Raw genomic sequence first — 13,164 nt, forward strand, 5'->3', positions numbered from 1 at the left:
TAGAGTTTTTATATAGTGAAATTTCACTATAAAATCAGCTTTCTTATATCCTGCGTTTTATACAATTCCTAGTCTTGCTTAAACGTAACAACCTATTTTAATACTACAAAAACAATTTACTTCTATATTACGGCAATGTTCTGCACACCTATGCTTCTGGTTACTATCCTTTAAACCTTTCCTTTCTTGTATGCAGAAACTTTTACAAGCCACTTTCCTGCTGGTAGTTACATGGTGTGCATCGCTTGCCGGAATATCGAACGCACGGGCTTCCCACTTTCAGGGAGGACAACTAACGTATGAAGCGCTGGGAAACAACCGCTACAAGGTTTCCCTCACCGTATTTCGCGACTGTGGCGGCCAGGCCTTCAGCACTATCAACCCCGTTCTGAACTACCGCACGACCGGCTGCACCGAGGGCGCGGATGCACCGATGACGCTGGTCGGGCGGCCGGAGGCCGGCAGCCCCTACTGCGCCAGCACCCCCGGCGGCCCCAGCCAGTGCGGCAGCGGCCTGCTGACCAACTACGAGCGGGGCGTATTCGAAGCAACCGTGACCTTGCCCCCGGCCCCGGAATGGACCCTGAGTGTCATCGGAGTGGTACGCCCCGCCACGGCCAACATCGTCGGGAGCCCCAACCTCTACTACGAAGCCCGGCTTAATAACCTGCTTCCCCAGGGCCAAAGCATTCAGAATACGTCGGCCCAGTACCAGGTCCTCGATATTCCGATTCCCTTCGTGTGCTACAAGCAGGAGCGCACCGTCACGTTTTCGGCCACCGAGCCCGATGGAGATTCACTGGTGTACAGCCTGGCTGCTCCCCTGGTTGGCTGCAACGACCCGGCGACCTACAAATCCTATTCGAGCAACGGGGTTCCGGCCATCGACCTGACTCCGCCCGGCGGGGCGCCTTGCCTGGCGTATATTCAAGACAACCAGGGTACGTACAGCCCTACCTACCCCATTTCCTCGTATAATATTTCGGGCACTTGCCCGCTGAAAACCGCAGTTAAGGCCTTCAACTTCAATGCCTCGCTGGGTACCTTCACCTTTACACCGGCCAGCTACAATACGACTGTTAACTCACCGGAAAACAAGTACATCGTAGTAGGTCAGGTAACGGAGTATCGCCGCCTGGTGAACCCGATTACCAAGCAAAAGCAGTACTACAAAGTAGGACAGGTACGGCGCGACATGCTGCTGGTGGTTATCGACTGCAACACCAACAGCCAGCCCGGGCCGCCCATCGGCAGCGGTTTTGTGAAGTCGGGGGTACAAATCGTCAATTCGCGGGATTCTACCTTCGTGACGGCCTATACCTGCAACTACACCGAAGTCCGTTTCCGCTTCAGCGACCCGAACCCCAACGATATTCTGACGGTAACGCACCCGGAGCTGGACCCTTCCATCCCGACCCTGCAGAAGCCCACGTATCTGCCGGCCGACGTAGCCACGTTCGAGCTACTGGGCAATGGCACCCGGGCCCCAGCCGGTATTCTGCGCATCCAGCCCGATATTGCCTTCCTGGGTAAAACCTACCGGATTCCCATCAAGATTGAGGATAATGCCTGTCCTAACAAGGGCATCCAGTACCGGACCATCGTGCTGAAAATTGAGAAAGGCAACTTCGCCCGGGTGGTAACCTCGACGGCCAACCCGGAAATCTGCGCCGGCACCTCGCTGAAGCTGTCGGCGGCTCCTTTCCGCCCCGACTCAACCAGTGGCGTGCCCGCCCGGTATGGCTACCGGTGGGAAGCCGCCCCAGGCCTGCCGACCAGCCAGCTCGAAAGCCAGGACGTGACCGTGACCCCACTGGTAACGACGCGGTATAAGGTGCGCATCCTGGGCCTGGACTTCCGGGCCGGGACCTGCTCCGACACGGCTTCGGTACTCGTGCGCGTGCAGCAGGCCATCCGAACGACGGCGGCCACCACTTCCCCTCTCATCTGCGCCGGTACTACGGCGACCATCACGGCCAACTCCACCCGGCCCGGTGGTAGCGCCCAGGAAACGTTCAGCTACCAGTGGGCCCCTGCCAACGGACTCAGCAGCGCCGACCTGACCAAGCCCACCATTACCGTCAAGCCCACCACCACGACGCGCTACAAGCTCACCATCACCGGGAGCCAAGCCACGGCCTGCCGCCTCGATACCACCTCGGTGCTGGTGCGGGTGCAGCAGCGGATTCAGCCCAAGCTTAGTGTTGACCACAATGAGCTTTGCGCCGGCAATACGACCACTATTTCAGCCAGCGCAGTTCGGCCCGAAGGCAGTGCCCAAGAAACGTTTAGCTACCAGTGGGCCGCCGCCGGGGGACTTAGCAGTGGAGATATGACCAAGGCGACGCTCACCGTCCGGCCAACCGTAACAACGCGCTACAAGCTCACCGTTACCGGGAGCCTGGCCACGGCCTGCACGCCCGATACCACCTCGGTGCTGATCCGGGTGCAGCAGCCCATTCAGGCAGCAGTGAAAGCCTCGCAGCCCTTCGTTTGCTCGGGTAGCACGGCTACCCTTACGGCCACGGCCACCCGGCCGGGCGGCAGCCCCCAGGAAACGTTGAGCTACCAGTGGGCCGCCGCCGAGGGCCTCAGCAGCGCCGACCTGACCAAACCCACTATTACCGTCCGACCCAGAGTTACGACCCGTTTTAAGCTTACCGTTACGGGCAGCCAGGCCACGGCTTGCGGCACCGATACCACCTCGGTGCTGGTGCGGGTAACGGTACCGGTTACGCCCGCCTTCAAAGCCGACTCAGTGGCGGCGGCCGGGCGCAGCATCACCCAGCCGCCCCTCACGTTTACTTTCACCAACCTGTCGAAGGAAAATGACCGGCAAGCCAGTACTTCTACCCGCTACCGGTGGTCGTTTCAACGCCTGCTCAACAGTAAGGGCCAGCCCGTAACGGAGGCCGAAAACTTCTTCTCGACCAGCCCCACCACCGCTACCCAAAAGCTCGACGTGGCCGGGGTGTACCGCATTCGGCTGCGGGCCGGCGTTTCTATCGGCACTGGTACGCCCTGTGAGGAAGCCGTAGCCGAGCTGAATGTACGGGTGCCGGACTCGGAGATGCCCAACGTCTTTACCCCGAACGGGGACGGAATCAACGACGCCTTCGTGCTGTCGACGGAGGCCCTGAACAGCAACATCCAGATCTTCAACCGCTGGGGCCGACAGGTCTTCAGCGCCACCAGCTACCGCAACGACTGGAGTGGGGATGCGCAGCCCGCGGGCGTGTATTACTACGTGCTGACGGACGTGAACGGCTCCACGCGCAAGGGCTGGGTAGAGCTGGTACGCTAGCGAAAACCGTCCGTGCCCAAATGCCACAAAAAAGGCGCTGTACCCAGTACAGCGCCTTTTTTGTGGTGTTTATTAGGCTACTTCTCCAGACTGTGGCGCTCATTTTTCACGGCGTTGGCCAGCGTCCAGGGTACCTCGTGGGCAAAGGGATGCTGACGAACCGGACACTCGGGCATGTGGCACAGCGAGCAGGCGGCAAACGTGCAGGGGTCGGCGTGCACAAACATTTCCACCTCCACGTCAAAGCGCTGCTTGATCAGACCTTCGATGCGGTTCAGCTCGTTGTGGGTTTCCTCCAGGCTAAAGTAATACGGCATCTGCATGTGGCAGTCGATGTGCAGATTGGCCCCGTAGCGCAGCACCCGCAGGTTGTGCACGTCTATCCACGGGGGCAGGCGGTGCTGCTGCAGCTCGGCAATAACCTGCTCCACGGTAGCCACATCCGACTCATCCATCAAAGCCGATACCGAGCGGCGCACCATGCGGTAGCCATTTACTACAATGAACACGCCCAGCAGCAGGGCCGCTCCGGCGTCGAAGAGTACGTTGCCCGTAACCACAACCAGTACCAGGGCCACGCACGATACCAGGGTGCTCAGGGCGTCGATGTACAGGTGCTGCCCGTCGCCGACCAGGGCCGCCGAGTTCATCTTTTTGCCCGAGCTGACCAGCAGAAAGCCCACTCCCAGATTTACCAGGGCCGTAATGGCCAGCAGCAGCATGCCCGCGTCGGGCCGGGCCACCGTGTGGGGGTGCAGCATGGCCATTACGGCACTGTAGAAAATATACACGCCCGCAATCAGGATCAGGGCGCCTTCGAAGCCCACCGACAGGTACTCGACTTTGCCGTGCCCGTAGGGGTGGTTTTCATCCTTGGGCTGGTCCGACAGATACAGGCTGTATAGGGCGAAGCCGCTGGTAAAAACGTTGATAATCGACTCCAGCGCATCGGTCAGCACGGCCTGCGAGGCGGTGAGAAAGTAGGCGTAGAACTTGATGGCTACCAGCCCAACGCTGACGACCAGCGACAATAAGCCAAGACGGTTCTTGGATTGGGTAAAAGTCATGACGAGGGTGGAGTGGGCAAAATAGGGCCCGCAAAAGTCCGGGAAAAAACCCACTTCCTTACGGTTTGCAACCTTTTTCGGCTAAACGAGTATTTCAATTGGCTTAAAAAATAGTTTAGGCTACCCTAAAAATTTGTTTCTTTGTAGAGTTACCTGACTTTCTATCCGTTATGCCCCCACTCGTACAGGCCTCTCCTACTCCTCCCCTCACTGAAAATAACTCCGGCTGGCGCCAGGAGCGCAAGCATAACTCCCTGAGCGAAGTATACGCCAGCATCCGGGTGCCGGCGGCCAATGCCTCCTTCTGGCGCAAGCTGCTGGCGTTTTGGGGGCCGGGCCTGATGGTAGCCGTGGGCTACATGGACCCCGGCAACTGGGCCACCGACATTGCCGGCGGCTCGCGCTATGGGTATACGCTGCTCTCCGTGATTCTGATTTCCAACTTGTTCGCCATGCTGCTCCAGCACCTGGCGGCCAAGCTGGGCATCGTCACGGGGCGCGACCTGGCCCAAGCCTGCCGCGACCATTATTCCAAGCCCGTGGCCATGGTGCTCTGGGTGTTCTGCGAGGTGGCCATTGCCGCCTGCGACCTCGCCGAAGTTATCGGCTCGGCCATTGCCCTGAATCTGCTCTTTGGCCTGCCGCTGCCCTGGGGCGTGGTGCTCACTATTCTGGATGTGCTGGTGGTATTATTCTTCCAGAACAAAGGATTCCGGATTATTGAGAGCATCGTAGCGGGCCTGATTGTGGTCATCTTTGGCTGCTTTGTCTACGAAATCCTGGTATCGCACCCCGACTATTTGGGCATTGCCAAAGGCCTGGTACCCCAGAAGGAAGTGATAACCAACCCCGGCATGCTCTACATTGCCATCGGCATACTGGGTGCCACAGTGATGCCCCACAACCTGTATCTGCACTCCAGCATCGTGCAAACCCGGGCCATTGAGCAAACCGAACCCGGCAAGCGCATGGCCATCAAGTTTGCTACCATCGACTCGACGGTGGCGCTGTTTCTGGCTTTCTTTGTCAATGCGGCCATTTTGGTTACGGCGGCGGCGGCTTTCCATACCAATGGCCTGTTTCACGTAGCCGACATTACCGATGCGCACGAGCTGCTGGCTCCGGTGCTCGGGGCCGGGGCGGCCAGCGCCGTGTTTGCCATTGCCCTGCTGGCCTCGGGCCAAAACTCGACGCTAACCGGCACCCTGGCCGGGCAGATTGTGATGGAGGGGTTTCTGGACCTCAAGCTCAAGCCTTGGGTGCGCCGCCTGATTACCCGCGGCATTGCCGTGGTGCCCGCGCTTATCGTCACCATCCTGTACGGGGAAAAAGGCACGGCCGACTTGCTGGTACTCAGCCAGGTGATTTTGTCGCTGCAGCTCAGCTTTGCGGTAGTGCCGCTGGTGCTCTTCACGGGTAGTAAAGCCAAAATGGGGGTTTTCGTCAACCGCCCATTGCTGCAGCTGATTGCCTGGGCAGTGTCCGGGGTCATCATTGTGCTGAACCTTTACCTGCTTTTCAACACCTTTTTCAAGTAGCCCGAAAGCGCAAGGCTGGTGCAGTCTTGCGCTTTTTACTCTCCCAACTTTTAGACTCGTCTAAATAAAAGTCAAAGACGCTGCTAAATCTCCTATCCCACTATGAAAACATTCTTCTACTTCACTTTCTATCTGCTCACTACCATTCCAGGCTGGGCCCAGACTGGCACAATCAGAGGAACCGTGCGGGCCGAGGGAAAAGTAGTGCCCTTTGCCAGCATCGGCCTGAAAGGCACCACCCAGGGCACCACAGCCGACGAGGCCGGCAGCTTTACTGTAACCAAAGTGGCCGCCGGGCCGCAGCGGGTAGTAGTTAGTGCCGTGGGCTTCCTACCTACCGAACGAGCCGTAACGGTAAGCAGTGGGCAGACAGCCACTGTCAATTTCTCGCTGAACAGCGCCAGCAACGAGCTGGGCAGCGTGGTGGTGAGCGGCACGCTGAGCGAAGTGGTGAAAAGTCAGTCGCCGGTGGCCGTGGAGATTTATACGCCGCGCTACTTCCAGAAAAATCCCAGCGCCTGCCTGTTTGAGAACCTGACGATGGTGAACGGGGTACGGCCTCAGCTCAACTGCAACATCTGCAACACCGGCGACATCCACATCAATGGGCTGGAAGGACCCTACACCATGGTGCTCATCGACGGGATGCCCATCGTTAGCTCCCTCTCCACGGTGTATGGCCTGAGCGGCATTCCCAACAGCATGGTCGACCGGATTGAGGTGGTCAAAGGCCCGGCCTCGACGCTTTACGGCTCGGAGGCGGTGGGTGGCCTTATCAACGTCATTACCAAGAACCCGGCAAAAGCCCCGCGCTTTTCAGCCGACGCCTTCGGCACTTCCCACGGGGAGCTGAACGTGGACCTGGGCACGGCCGCCACCGTAGGCCGGGCCACTACCCTGCTCAGCACCAACCTGTTTGGCTACAACCAGCGGCGCGACGTGAACGAGGACGGCTTCACGGATCTGCCCACCCAGCACCGGGCCTCGGTGTTCAATAAATGGTCGTTTCAGCGGCCCCAGGAGCGCATTGCCAACCTGGCCGGCCGCTACTACTACGAGGACCGGTTTGGCGGGCAGCTGGGCTGGACTCCTGCATTTCGGGGCGGCGACAGTATTTACGGGGAAAGCGTGTATACGAGCCGCTACGAGCTGCTGGGGCAATACCAACTGCCGGTGGCGGGGCAGAAGATGATGCTCAGCGGCTCGTTTAACCAGCACCGGCAGAACTCGGCCTACGGCACCACGCTGTACCGGGCCACCCAGCGCGTGGGCTTCGGGCAGCTTACCTGGGCCCGCGACCTGAACATTCGGCATAGTCTGCTGCTGGGCGCTACTTACCGCTACACCTGGTACGACGACAACACGCCCGCCACAGCTACTACCACCGGCGAACAAACCACTACGCAGCCCGACATCACCAGCCTACCGGGCATCTTTGCCCAGGACGAGTGGAAAGTAACCGAAAATGCCACCCTGCTGGCCGGCCTGCGCTACGATTATAACTCGGTGCACGGCAGTATCCTCTCCCCGCGGCTCAACTACAAATGGAGCAAGCCCGACAACAGCCAGGTGGTGCGCGTGGGCGTGGGCAACGGCTACCGGGTCGTGAACCTGTTCACGGAAGACCACGCCGCCCTGACTGGGGCCCGGCAGGTAGTGGTGCCCGAAGCGCTGAAGCCTGAGCGAAGCTGGAATGCCAATGTGAATTACCAACGCTTCTTTACCACTGGGGCCGGCATGCTCACCGTCGACGCCAGCGCCTTTTACACCTACTTCACCAACAAAATCAGTCCCGACTACACCACCAACGTCAACCAGATAGTGTACCGCAACCTGGACGGCTACGCCGTGTCGCGGGGGCTGACGCTAAACACGGATTTCACCTTCTCCCGGCCGCTGAAAATCATTGCCGGCGTGACGTTGATGGACGTGTTTCGGCAGGAGCGGCCCGAGGGCGGCGGGCCGCGGCAACGCGTGGCCCAGCTGCACGCCCCCCGGTTTTCGGGGACGTACGCGGTAAGCTACACCCTGGCCCGCCTGGGCGTGGTGGTCGACTATACCGGGCAGGTGAACGGGCCGATGCAGCTACCCGTGCAGCCCAACGACTACCGCCCGGCCCGCTCGCCGTGGTATTCGTTGCAGAATGTGCAGCTGACCAAACGACTGGGGGAACACCTGGAACTCTACGGGGGCGTGAAAAACCTGCTCAACTTTCTGCCCCGCCACGTGCTGATCCGCGCCTTCGACCCCTTTGATAAGTATGTAGATCAGGACAACCCGAACGGTTATTCCTTTGACACTGAGTACAACTACGCCCCGGTGCAGGGCCGCCGCACCTTCCTGGGGCTGCGCTACACGCTGTAGTAGGTAGCCCAGCCCCCAGGAAGGATTCCAAAAAAAGGCGGACCTGAAGAGCTTATTCTACGTATGCGGGCTGAATAGTACAATTTCTCTCCGCACTATGAAGTTCTGCGCTCTACTCCTAACCACACTAGTACTTCCTTTTTGGGCGGCGGCCCAGAATAAGGATTCCATTACGGCCAAAGCCGGTTACAATTTGTTTCATCCGACGCCCCGCAACATGATGCGGGAGCTGCGGCCCGACCGGCCGGGCTTTTCCGAAAGCCCGTTTACCGTCGACCCGGGCCATTTTCAGATAGAAAGCGACTTGCTGCGGCTGATAAACAAGCGGGAAGACCACCACCACGAGCGGAATTTCTACCTGAATCATGCCTTGCTGAAGCTGGGCATCACAACCCGTACCGATGTGCAGGCCGAACTGGACTCCTACTCGATAGAGAAAGAGTGGGACGATGACCAGCCCCAGGAGAAGCACCGGGGCTTCGGCGACCTGACGCTGCGGGTGAAGCATACCTTTCTGGGCGAAGACGGCAAACCCGATGCCCTGGCCGTCATTGGCTTCGTGCGGTTGCCGGTGGGCAAAACCGTGGGCAACAGCGTAACCGAATATGGCTTCATTGTGCCTTACAGCCACGATTTCAGCAAGAAGTTCAACCTACAATTCCAGCTACGCTCCGACCTGGACTACGACCAGCAGGCAGAGCAGCGCTACCTGATGCTGGCGCCCAGCACGGCCGTCGACTACGAGTTTTCGGAGTTTCTCTCGGCCTTCGGCGAAGTAGTGGGCATCTGGAATACGCGGCAGGATGCCTGGCAGGCCTCGTTCAACGTCGGCCCCCAGCTTCACCTGAGCGACAACCTGATTCTGGACTTCGGTACCCACCTGGCCCTGACCCGCGACAGTGACCATGAGTACTTTCTGGGCGTTAGTTTCCGTCGGTAACTAGCTAACCCGTCCAAAAACAAAAGCCCCCTCCGGAAAGAGGGGGCTTTTGTATGGGCAGCAAAGCAACTGGACTTAGCCCGGGTCGGTCATCAGGGAGCGGGTTTGGGCTTTCCAGTCGGTGATAAACCAGACGATGATGGAGAAAATACCCAGGCCCAGAAACAGATTAAATTCGGCGCTGCCGGTCCGGAAGCGGAACAGAAACGGGGCTGCGGCCAGGGCCAGACCGGTAAGCAAATCGAGCCAGCCGTGCACCGGGAAGGGAATTAGGCGCAGCAAGCCCAGGCGAAAATCGGTGAGCAGCGTGACCAGCAAGTAGCCCCCGGCCAGAACAAAGCAAGCCGTGTCGATGGGTGGCTCCAGGTCGAACATAACCGGGGCCAGGGCCACAAAGGTGATAAAGCTGATATCGATAACACCATGGGCCGCAGGTGAGAGAATTTTCATAGCTAGTTAGGATTAGAGTGGAGCGAAGTAGGCTTCTTTACGCCGGCCACCTTGCAAGGATACTGTTGACCTTCATTTTGTTATACACAACAAAGCCCGGTTTCACGAGTAAAACCGGGCTTTTTTAGGCGCTCAACTAGCTGCTTAGTGATGGTTGGGCATCATCGTGCCATGACCATGAGTCTGGGTGTGGGTATCGGCCCGCCAGTCGGTCAGCATCCAGCTGCCCACGAAAAGGGCGCCCATAGCCATGAAGAAATTGCGGGCCGTTTCGTTGTCATCGGCAAAGCCAAACAGGAAGGGAGCCGCCAACAGGGCAATACCGCTAATCAGCTCCAGCCAGCCGTGCATGGGGAAAGAAATCAGATGGGCCATACCCATGGGGAAGTCGGTCAGCAGGGTAACGACCAGGTAGCCGGCCGCCAGGATGTAGCAGACCGTGGCGTAGGTGCCGTCGAGGTCGAAGAGCGTGGGGGCCAGGGCAAACAACAGGATGGTTCCGTAGTCGAGCATCCCGTGGACGCGAGGTGATATAACTTTCATGGTGCGAAGTTTTAAGGGTTGGAAGTGGTAGTAACTGCGCTTTTTTACGCCCCTTAAAACGAAAAGATATTGTTGAGCTAATAAAAAATATAATTAATAGATGAGCTTATCACCCTACACAGATCAGCTACACCAGCCCGGCAAGTCGCCGAAACTCACTGCCTAGAATGGCTTTGTCGTCGGCCCCCAGCCAGTCGCGCAGGATGGTGGCGTACACGCTGCGGAAGTCGAGCTGATACTTCAGGTCGCCCTGGTCCAGATTAAGCAAATCCGGCGCGTCGTTCACGATGCCCGGCTGCCGCAGCCCGCCGCCCAGCAGCAGCACATTGTTGGCCGTGCCGTGGTCGGTGCCGTTGCTGGCATTCTGCGTAACGCGGCGGCCGAATTCAGAAAACACCAGAATCAGGGTGTCGTTGAGCTGCCCATTTTTCTGCAGGTCTTCCACGAAAGCCCCCAGCCCGCCCGACAAGTCGCCGAGCAGCTTGCCCTGCTGCTCTTGCTGGCGCACGTGGGTATCGAAGCCGGTGAGCGAGACGTAGAACACCCGCGACTCGATACCGGAATTAATCAGTTCTGCGGTGGTTTTGAGGTTTTTGCCAAACTCGGTGTTGGGGTAGGCCACGGCCGACTTATACACCTTGGAGGTCTGGTAAAGGTAGTCGGCGGAGGAAGCCGTTTCGGCCAGGGTCTTGTAGAGGTAGTCCAGCTCCGAGCCGCTGCCGTTGCTGCCACCGCTGTTGACTTGCCGGATAAACCGGTTCTGAGTTATCTGGTGAAATTTCTCCGGATTTTTCAGAGCCAGCCCTTTGCGTAGTTCGCCTTTCATCGCCAGGCTCAGGGTGTCGTCTACTTCCAGGCCGTTGTAAGGCACGGCGCAGCCCTTGCAGTCCGAGTCGAGGTAGCGGCCCAGCCAGCCTGTCGTCACGTACTGGTCGGCGGCCGAGCCACTCTGCCAAATGTCCATCGAGCGAAAGTGGGACCGGTCGGGGTTGGGGTAGCCCACGCTGTTGAGCACGGCCACTTGGCCTTGGTCGTAGAGCGCCTTAAGCTGGGCCATAGCCGGGTTGAAGCCCAGATCTTTGTCCAGGGTCAGGATGCCAGTTTGCTCCCGGATGCCTAGGGTGGGGCGGGCCTTATAGTACAGGTCGTTGCGGAAAGGCACCACCATATTCAGGCCGTCGTTGCCGCCGCCGAGCTGTACCACCACCAGCCGCTTGCCGTTGGAATGGCGCAGCTGCTGCACGCCCTGCGCATCGAGGGCGTGCAGAAATTTGGGCACAAACAACAGGGAGCTGGCCAGTACCGAAGTTTTCAGAAAGTCGCGGCGGGAAGTGGACATGGGTAGCATTGAGTTTTGAGCGTCAGGCCGCGGCGGCACTCGGCCTGACGCTCTATAAGTGAAAACGCCCTTACATCAACTGGTATTCGGGCAGGCTGAGCAGGCTGGTCACCATCGTGCGCAGCCGCCCATCAGCCGGAGCTTGCCGGGCTGCTTGCTGCACCAGCTGCAGATTATCGGGTCGGATAGGAGCCTGCAACAGAAACCGGCTTAGCTCGGCGGGCTGCTGGGCTTCGGGCGTGTTGGCTAGCAGCAGACCCAGCGGGGCCAGCTTGGCCTGGGCCTGCACCTGCTGGCGAAAAGTGCGAGCAGAGCGGGCTACCTGGGGGTCGAGGTCGTTTTCGTCTTCTTTGAGGGAAATGCTGATTTCGGCATTCCGGAGCAGCACCTGCGGTAGTTGCAGGCGAAAGAGTAGCGTCGAGGAGTCTATCCAGGTGCGCCCCCCGGCCCAGCCCGCCACGTTTGGGGGCTCAAACAAAGTCTGGCCCAAGGCTTTTTGAAAGACAATCAGCGGGCGTTTGTCCGGCAGCTCCACGCCCAGGGTGCGCTTTATGCCCGCCAGCAGCTCAATAGGCGACTTAATGCGGGTGCCCACGTGGGCGGCATCGTAAAACCAGTCGGCCGAAAACAGACGCTCCACCAGGTCCTGAATGTCGTAGTTGCTCTGGAAGAACGCCCGGGCCAGGGGCTGAATATGGGCTGGGTTGGGCGTGTCATTCACAAAGAACCGATAGAGCTTCGTGGTTAGAAACTCGGCGGTCTGGGGTTGCTCCAGGATGATGTTCAGGATGTCTTCCCCGCCAAAGTTGCCGGTGCGGCCCAGAAAGGTTTTCGGGCCGGCGTCGTGCTGTCGTTCCCGGAACGTGAATTGCCCCTGGGCATCGTAGCTCCAGCCGGTGAAGGCCCGGGCGGCTTCCTTCACGTCCTGCTCCGAGTAGTGCCCGCGCCCCATGGTAAACAGCTCCATGACCTCCCGGGCGAAGTTCTCGTTGGGGCGCTGCTTGCGGTTCTGCTGATTGTTCAGAAACTGCAGCATGGCCGGCTCTTTCGACACGGCCAGCAGCAAGTCGCCAAACTTGCCTAGGGCCAGGCGGCGCAGCGTATTGTTGAGCTGCAGGGCGGCAGCGGGGCGGCGCACCCGGCAGGCGAAGTGGCCGTGCCAGAAGAACGTCAGCTTTTCGCGCAGCTGGGCCGGCGAAGTTGCCATACGGGCCAGCCAGCCCGTGTTCATTTCGTAAAATGCCTCCCGGATCTGGCGGTTCTGCTCTTTGCGCTGGGCCGGGGTCAGCTCCCCTTTCCGCAGAGCCGGCGCCTGGGGGTCCTGGCGCAGATCGGGGGTAGGCGCTGGGGGCATGGCCTGCATTTCGGCCGCCTGCATTTGGGGGCCCTGCAACGGCTCCACGGTGGCAGAGTCGCGCAGCAGCTGCCGCAGCGCCTTGCGCGGGCTCAGGTTGGCGGCCACGTCGGCCGGCCGCGGCCCGAAGCCGGCGCGCCAGTACAAATGCTGCAGTTGCTGCTGGTTCATCATGCTGGTTGGACGCGTTTCTGAACCAAGGGTTTAATCCCCGACCCGCCCGACGTTTCTGCTCGGGCTCAGCGCCGAACCTCAAGCAACACCT

General features: G+C 59.5%; 9 protein-coding genes. 4 read left to right on the forward strand and 5 right to left on the reverse strand.

Going from position 1 to position 13,164, the window contains the following annotated elements:
• The first annotated feature begins 190 nt into the window (after positions 1-190).
• Positions 191-3,304: a gliding motility-associated C-terminal domain-containing protein gene (locus E5K02_RS12600; protein ID WP_135395135.1), complete on the forward strand. Its 3,114-nt coding sequence runs from the start codon at positions 191-193 to the stop codon at positions 3,302-3,304.
• A 77-nt stretch (positions 3,305-3,381) separates the two neighbouring features.
• Here E5K02_RS12600 and E5K02_RS12605 read toward each other — a convergent pair whose 3' ends face one another.
• Positions 3,382-4,371: a cation diffusion facilitator family transporter gene (locus E5K02_RS12605; RefSeq protein ID WP_135395136.1), complete on the reverse strand. Its 990-nt coding sequence runs from the start codon at positions 4,369-4,371 to the stop codon at positions 3,382-3,384.
• Between the two features lie 170 nt (positions 4,372-4,541).
• On the opposite strand from E5K02_RS12605, the gene E5K02_RS12610 reads away from it, so the two are divergent.
• The 3 genes from E5K02_RS12610 (at position 4,542) to E5K02_RS12620 (ending at position 9,213) form a co-directional block, all read left to right on the forward strand.
• Positions 4,542-5,909: an Nramp family divalent metal transporter gene (locus E5K02_RS12610; protein WP_135395137.1), complete on the forward strand. Its 1,368-nt coding sequence runs from the start codon at positions 4,542-4,544 to the stop codon at positions 5,907-5,909.
• Between the two features lie 102 nt (positions 5,910-6,011).
• Positions 6,012-8,273, forward strand: a complete 2,262-nt coding sequence (locus E5K02_RS12615; protein ID WP_135395138.1) for a TonB-dependent receptor — start codon at positions 6,012-6,014, stop codon at positions 8,271-8,273.
• Between the two features lie 97 nt (positions 8,274-8,370).
• Positions 8,371-9,213 carry a transporter gene (locus E5K02_RS12620; RefSeq protein ID WP_135395139.1) on the forward strand — a complete coding sequence of 281 codons (843 nt, stop codon included), beginning with the start codon at positions 8,371-8,373 and terminating at the stop codon, positions 9,211-9,213.
• Between the two features lie 75 nt (positions 9,214-9,288).
• Here the strand turns inward: E5K02_RS12620 and E5K02_RS12625 are convergent, their stop codons facing one another.
• The 4 genes from E5K02_RS12625 to E5K02_RS12640 form a co-directional block, all read right to left on the reverse strand.
• Complete coding sequence (locus E5K02_RS12625; RefSeq protein WP_135395140.1) at positions 9,289-9,663, reverse strand: hypothetical protein; 375 nt, start codon at positions 9,661-9,663, stop codon at positions 9,289-9,291.
• Between the two features lie 144 nt (positions 9,664-9,807).
• Positions 9,808-10,206, reverse strand: coding sequence for an SPW repeat domain-containing protein (locus E5K02_RS12630; RefSeq protein WP_135395141.1), 399 nt, complete (start codon positions 10,204-10,206; stop codon positions 9,808-9,810).
• 127 nt (positions 10,207-10,333) lie between these two features.
• Positions 10,334-11,545 (reverse strand): DUF1501 domain-containing protein, encoded by a 1,212-nt coding sequence (locus E5K02_RS12635; protein WP_135395142.1) that lies wholly within the window; start codon positions 11,543-11,545, stop codon positions 10,334-10,336.
• A gap of 70 nt (positions 11,546-11,615) precedes the next feature.
• Entirely contained in the window at positions 11,616-13,073 is a 1,458-nt protein-coding gene (locus E5K02_RS12640; protein ID WP_317128910.1) for a DUF1800 domain-containing protein, read from the reverse strand.
• Positions 13,074-13,164: the final 91 nt, after the last annotated feature.

It is taken from the genome of Hymenobacter metallicola, from assembly GCF_004745645.1.
Classification (GTDB): Bacteria; Bacteroidota; Bacteroidia; order Cytophagales; family Hymenobacteraceae; genus Hymenobacter; species Hymenobacter metallicola.

Bases quoted from the DNA above. Each gene is read 5' to 3' on its own strand.
- E5K02_RS12600 (WP_135395135.1), top strand. From the start codon at position 191: ATGCAGAAACTTTTACAAGCCACTTTCCTGCTGGTAGTTACATGGTGT.
- E5K02_RS12605 (WP_135395136.1), bottom strand. From the start codon at position 4,371: ATGACTTTTACCCAATCCAAGAACCGTCTTGGCTTATTGTCGCTGGTC.
- E5K02_RS12610 (WP_135395137.1), top strand. From the start codon at position 4,542: ATGCCCCCACTCGTACAGGCCTCTCCTACTCCTCCCCTCACTGAAAAT.
- E5K02_RS12615 (WP_135395138.1), top strand. From the start codon at position 6,012: ATGAAAACATTCTTCTACTTCACTTTCTATCTGCTCACTACCATTCCA.
- E5K02_RS12620 (WP_135395139.1), top strand. From the start codon at position 8,371: ATGAAGTTCTGCGCTCTACTCCTAACCACACTAGTACTTCCTTTTTGG.
- E5K02_RS12625 (WP_135395140.1), bottom strand. From the start codon at position 9,663: ATGAAAATTCTCTCACCTGCGGCCCATGGTGTTATCGATATCAGCTTT.
- E5K02_RS12630 (WP_135395141.1), bottom strand. From the start codon at position 10,206: ATGAAAGTTATATCACCTCGCGTCCACGGGATGCTCGACTACGGAACC.
- E5K02_RS12635 (WP_135395142.1), bottom strand. From the start codon at position 11,545: ATGTCCACTTCCCGCCGCGACTTTCTGAAAACTTCGGTACTGGCCAGC.
- E5K02_RS12640 (WP_317128910.1), bottom strand. From the start codon at position 13,073: ATGATGAACCAGCAGCAACTGCAGCATTTGTACTGGCGCGCCGGCTTC.